The organism is Belnapia sp. AC561 (assembly GCF_979252845.1).
Genome location: NZ_CEEDBP010000191.1, coordinates 1 through 279, shown reverse-complemented (window position 1 = coordinate 279; position 279 = coordinate 1). Strand labels below are relative to the sequence as shown.

The 279-nt window shown below is 59.1% G+C and carries 1 protein-coding gene; it reads right to left on the bottom strand.

Annotation, left to right across the window (positions count from 1 at the left end):
* A partial coding sequence (locus tag AC0IW9_RS30700) for a P-loop NTPase family protein (RefSeq protein WP_471652089.1) occupies positions 1-279 on the bottom strand: 279 nt, incomplete at both ends.

Genomic DNA, 279 nt, shown 5'->3' with positions numbered 1-279 from the left:
CGCCGTAGGTGAGCTTGTCGGCCTTGGTCAGCAGGATGTGCATCGGCATGCCGGCGGCGACGGCCCAGTCGAGCATCAGCAGGTCGAAGTCGGTCATCGGATGGCGGATGTCCATCATCAGAATCAGACCTTTCAAACTCTCCCGACCACCGAGGTAAGCCTCGAGGTGGCGCTGCCAGTGTTGCTTGAGCGGGATCGGTACTTTTGCATAACCGTAGCCCGGCAGGTCGACCAGACGGCGATCATCGTCTAGCTTGAAGAAGTTCAACAGCTGTGTGC